Genomic DNA, 3,398 nt, shown 5'->3' on the forward strand with positions numbered 1-3,398 from the left:
CCCTTTTCTGTAACGACTGTCATGAATGAACCGTCGATTTCCTGTTAGATAATTTCTTACTTCGAGTGACTAGGAGTCAATTGAGGCGAGTTCTTCCTGCGCGGTAGCCTGCTGATCGTCGGTCAGGCCGATGAACAGCGCTGCCTCAGCAATCTCGGCGGCATTCTCGACGTAGAAGTCAATGAACGTTGCGACCTGTGGCTTTTCGGTGTATGAATCGTTGGCGACATACACGAACAGCGGGCGACCCAGTGGAGCGTAGGTTTCGTCCTGGACGGTCTCTGCCGATGGGGTAACGCAACCGTCACCGTTGTCGACCTGGACAATCTTCACGGCGTCGGGGTTTTCCTCGGCGTAGGACAGCCCGAAGAAGCCCATCGCGCCGGCTGCACCTTGCACGCCCTGGACTGTGACATTGTCGTCCTCCGACGGGCTGTAGTCGGTGCGAATCGCGCCTTCTTCGCCGTTGATGGCCTCAGTGAAGTAGTCGAAGGTACCGGAGTCAGTGCCCGCGCCGTAGAGCACCAGCTCCTCATCAGGGAAGGAAGGGTCGACCTGGTTCCAGCTGGTGATCTCCCCTTCTGACTCGGGCGCCCAGATGGTGGCGAGCTGTTCGACCGTGAGGCAGTCGGCCCAGTCGTTTTCAGGGCTCACGACAACTGACAGACCATCGTTGGCCATGATGATTTCGGTGAACCCGATACCGTTCTCTTCACAAATGGCAACTTCATCATCTGCAATGGGGCGGGAGGCGTTGGAGATGTCGGTTTCACCGGCGCAGAACGCGGCAAACCCACCGCCGGTGCCTGAGGTGGCAACCGTGACGTTGATGTCGGGCTCTACATCGCGGAACAGGTCAGCAGCGGCTGACGAGAGAGGAGCAACTGTCGACGAGCCGTCAGCGGCTACCGAGCCGGTGGCTGCTCCAGCTTCCGCTGGCTCGCCATTCGATTCTGGCTCGGCCTGGCCGCCACATGCGGAGAGCAGCAGAGCGGCAATGGCGATTGATGACGCGACGCCAACGCGACGGGGAAGTCTGTTTTGCACTGTATTGATCCTTCCAATGGCAACTTGCGCTGCCCAGGGTATGGGGAGGTCGGCGGTGCCGACAAGAATCAATAGAAGCTCGCCTATATGAACACAGGATGAACAGAAGTTGGCTATAGAATTTACATAGATAAAGATCTATGTAATGTATCGGCGAGAGAATGCACCGCTGCCTTCTAGGCGCCCCGACGCTGGGGCGCCTGAAGAAGGTCAACCAGCTCCAGGAGTTGCTCCATTTCATCCGCGGATCGTTGATCCGCGCCGCTGCCCGCAAAGAAGGCCGCGTCATAGTAGAGGCCGTCACCCATCAGCTTCACTGCACGGGCCACCGGATGGCTCCCTAGTGCCAACTCAAGTGCCTCGAGCCACAAGGACTGGATCTGGGCGAAGTTTTGCTGTGCCTTCGGGTGCCCCTGCTGGGCCAGTCGCGCCATCGCCACAAGCGCGCGATCCAAAGCGCTGTCTTCATAGACAGAGGTCCGGACGTAGTAGCGTGCCGCACCGTCGGGGTCGGCGGCCATCAGCTCCCGGTCCCGTGCGGAAAGAGCGAGTAGCCGCTCCCCCAACGCATCGACCAACGCCTCCTTCGACGGAAAGTGGTATAGCAGACCGCCCTTGGACACGTCAGCTGAGGCGGCCACCGCCTCCATGGTGGCAGCCCGCTCCCCGTCGCGGATAAGGATGTTTTCGAAACTGTCGAGGATGCGCTCTTTGGAACTGGCCATGCATTCATCGTAACGGTGCTTCAAATTTTACTGTACCGGCTGGACGGTATAGCCTCGAGTGATGAGCACATCGACCTACTTCACCGAGCCGTCAACCGGAGCGGCAGCACAGCACCCCGCTCCCGGCCGGGCGGGGAGGCGCGAGTGGACCGCCCTTGTTGTTCTAATGCTGCCCGTCCTGTTGGTTGCGGTAGACAACACGGTGCTCGCTTTCGCGACCCCCGCCATCTCCCTGGCCTTCAACACCAGCGGCACCACCCTGCTGTGGATCATCGATAGCTATCCCCTGGTCCTGGCGGGGCTACTGGTCGCAATGGGCAGCTTCGGCGACCGTTTCGGCCGCCGAAAGCTCCTCATCATCGGTGCCATTGGCTTTGCCGTCTTCTCGGTCGCCGCCGCCTACTCGCCCACGGCAGAACTGCTCGTCGCATCCCGGGTGGGCCTTGGCGTCTTCGGCGCCATGCTGATGCCCTCGACGCTCTCCTTGCTGCGGAACATCTTCACCGATCGCAACCAGCGCCGTCTAGCTATCGCTATCTGGGCCGCCGGGTTCTCGGCCGGCGCAGCCATGGGACCGCTAGTCGGCGGCGCACTTCTTGAACACTTCTGGTGGGGGTCGGTATTCCTACTGGCCGTCCCGGTACTGGTGCTGATGCTGGCGCTCACCCCGGCGCTGGTTCCGGAATCGAAGGACCCCAACCCGGGGCGGGTGGACTACTTGAGCATCGTCCTCTCCGTGACCACCATGCTGCCCATCGTCTTCGCGATCAAAAACTTCGCGAAGGGGGACTCGGTGACGGTCACCGTCGCCGCCGTCGTCATCGGACTTACGGCGGGCACGCTGTTCACCAGGCGCCAGCTCAGCCGATCGAACCCCATGCTCGACGTGCGGCTGTTCACGGTGCGCGCCTTCACGGGGGCGGTGCTGGTAAATCTGCTGGCGATCTTCTCCCTGGTGGGGTTCATCTACTTCGTGTCGCAGCACCTGCAGCTGGTCCTTGGGCTGAGCCCCTTGAACGCGGGCCTGGTTCTGGTTCCCGGCCTGGTAATGACGATCATTGCGGGACTCACGGTGGTTCCCATCGTCCGCCGGGTGCCACCGCGCGTAGTTGTACCCATCGCCTTGCTGCTATCCGCCGCAGCGTACGCCTTCGTGGCGGTCACCGGTCAGGGTGGGTCGGCCGCCATCTTGTTGTTCGCGTTCATGCTGCTTGGTGTGGGTGTCGGTGCATCCGAGACGGTGTCCAACGACCTGATCCTCGCAACGGTGCCCGCAGAAAAGGCCGGGGCGGCGTCAGCAGTATCCGAAACCGCCTACGAGGTTGGTTCGGTATTCGGCACGGCCCTGCTGGGTAGCGTGCTGCTCGCGTCCTACCAGCGCAACCTGGTCCTTCCGGAGGGCTTGAGCCCGGATCAGGTGACCACCGCGACCGAAACACTGGGCGGCGCGGTGAATGTGGCCGCCGCGCTACCGGCCGACGGCGGCAGTCGGCTGCTCGAGTCGGCTTTCCACGCCTTCGACAGCGGAGTGGTGCTCACCTCAAGTATTGGGGCAGCGCTCATGCTGTTCGCAGCCGCGTTGGCCCTGTGGAGCCTGCGGCGCGCTTAAGAAACCGCGGGCGTACG

3 protein-coding genes are annotated in these 3,398 nt (G+C 61.9%); 1 reads left to right on the top strand and 2 read right to left on the bottom strand.

Annotated elements, in window-relative coordinates; translation table 11 throughout:
* Positions 1-69: 69 nt before the first annotated feature.
* Complete coding sequence (locus K728_RS0101400; protein ID WP_024475623.1) at positions 70-1,047, bottom strand: PstS family phosphate ABC transporter substrate-binding protein; 978 nt, start codon at positions 1,045-1,047, stop codon at positions 70-72.
* Positions 1,048-1,223: 176 nt separating this feature from the next.
* Entirely contained in the window at positions 1,224-1,772 is a 549-nt protein-coding gene (locus K728_RS0101405; RefSeq protein WP_019482118.1) for a TetR/AcrR family transcriptional regulator, read from the bottom strand.
* Between the two features lie 61 nt (positions 1,773-1,833).
* On the opposite strand from K728_RS0101405, the gene K728_RS0101410 reads away from it, so the two are divergent.
* Positions 1,834-3,381 carry an MFS transporter gene (locus K728_RS0101410; protein WP_024475624.1) on the top strand — a complete coding sequence of 516 codons (1,548 nt, stop codon included), beginning with the start codon at positions 1,834-1,836 and terminating at the stop codon, positions 3,379-3,381.
* The last annotated feature ends 17 nt before the right edge of the window (positions 3,382-3,398 follow it).

The sequence above is a fragment of the Arthrobacter sp. CAL618 genome, from assembly GCF_000468215.1.
Taxonomy (GTDB): domain Bacteria; phylum Actinomycetota; class Actinomycetes; order Actinomycetales; family Micrococcaceae; genus Arthrobacter_D.

Coding starts and splice junctions, on each gene's coding strand:
- K728_RS0101410 (WP_024475624.1), top strand. CDS start 1,834: ATGAGCACATCGACCTACTTCACCGAGCCGTCAACCGGAGCGGCAGCA.
- K728_RS0101405 (WP_019482118.1), bottom strand. CDS start 1,772: ATGGCCAGTTCCAAAGAGCGCATCCTCGACAGTTTCGAAAACATCCTT.